The organism is Oleiphilus sp. HI0132, assembly GCF_001635845.1.
This window is the reverse complement of sequence record NZ_LWGJ01000198.1, coordinates 1-1,516: the sequence shown is the minus strand read 5'-3', so window position 1 is coordinate 1,516 and position 1,516 is coordinate 1. Positions and strand designations below refer to the sequence as shown.

Below are 1,516 nucleotides of genomic sequence, written 5' to 3'. Positions count from 1 at the left end.
ATGAGCGAAGTGTTTGAGCAGTGTCAGGTTTCGATAGATACGCCAGTAGCCTGGGGTGAAATGGATGCCTTTCAGCACGTTAATAATGTCGTCTATTTTAAATACTTCGAAAGTGCGCGAATTGCCTATTTTGACCGACTGGGTAATAATGAAGAAATGAAACGCTCTGGTATTGGCCCAATACTGGCCTCTACTCAGTGCCGCTATAAAGCGCCTTTAAGCTACCCTGACAATATCTCCGTGGCAACGCGAGTGTGCGAAATTTCAGAAGATCGCTTTACCATGAAGTACTACGTTATGAGCCATAATACTGGCAGAATTGCGGCAGAAGGTGAGGGAATAATCGTTTTTTACGATTATAACAATAACTGTAAACATGCCATTCCTGAAGAGATCAAAAACAGAATTGTTGCACTCGACGGACTATAGGTATTAGCGTTTTAGTTTACTTTGTCTAAATTGTTTTGGTGTTTGACCGCAGAGCTTTTTAAAAAGCGTTCTGAAATACTGAATATCCTGATAGCCAACGTTACCTGCGATGGCCTCTATATTTTGACTCCCTGTTTGAAGCAGATGCTTTGCTTTCTCTATGCGAAGCTTTTGTAAATAGCTAGATGGCGTTTCATCGGTAGCGGTTTTAAAGCGCCGCACCTGGTTTCGGCTGCTCATGTTAAAGCGGTTTGCTAGCTCTTCGATACTATCGAAGCTATCCAAATGATCTTCCATCCAGTTTTGAATACCAATAATGTGTTCATCACTGTGTTCTTTCAAAGCTTGTATACCGGCAAACCTTAGCTGCGATCTCTCAGACAAATCAATCATCAGTAATCTGGAGCAAGCTTCGGCGAGCGAGCGACTAAAAAACGTTTCAATTAAATAAAGGCAGAGGTCTTGAAATGCGTAGGCGCCGCCTGAGCAGAATAATGTTCCATCATGAGTCAGCATGCTATCAATCTGTAAATCAACAAGCGGGAATTGTTGTCGAAACTGGGAGGCATACTTCCAGTGTGTGGTTGCGCGACGCTGATCAAGCAAACCTGTCGCCGCCACAAGAAATGCGCCGGTACATACTGACGCCACTGCGCCTCTTTTTCGCTGGCTGTCTACTAGCCACTGAATTAGCGCGTCATCAAAATCAAAGCCATTAGTCGGGACAGGGCCGAGGGGCGCGATGATGACCAAGTCATAATGCTTCTGACCAATGTCTTCTGTAGGGCTAATACGAATAGGTGTACTACTATTAATACTTGAATGAGACGGGCCCACTAGGCTTGTTGTTAACTGAATATCGTTTGCAAGCAACTGTGAACACACAGAAAAAATATCCCACAGCCCAGCGACTGAAGAAACAGGGGAGCTAGGGTGAACATAAATCCCAATGCAAAAGGTATTCTTTTTATTTGTCTTATTAGTCGTTTAATAATGTCATATCAGTCATCTTACAAGTAGTCTAAGTGCTCGCTATCATTATGTAAATGATATGAATTGAGCAGGAGAGCAGAAATGAATCAACAGC

The 1,516-nt window shown here is 43.1% G+C and carries 2 protein-coding genes; one reads left to right on the top strand and one right to left on the bottom strand.

Annotated elements, in window-relative coordinates; translation table 11 throughout:
- Positions 1-429: thioesterase family protein (locus tag A3766_RS02445; protein WP_068506729.1), on the top strand; the 429-nt coding region annotated here is incomplete at its 5' end.
- Positions 430-432: 3 nt separating this feature from the next.
- Here A3766_RS02445 and A3766_RS02440 read toward each other — a convergent pair.
- Positions 433-1,314: a GlxA family transcriptional regulator gene (locus A3766_RS02440; RefSeq protein ID WP_068506727.1), complete on the bottom strand. Its 882-nt coding sequence runs from the start codon at positions 1,312-1,314 to the stop codon at positions 433-435.
- Positions 1,315-1,516: the final 202 nt, after the last annotated feature.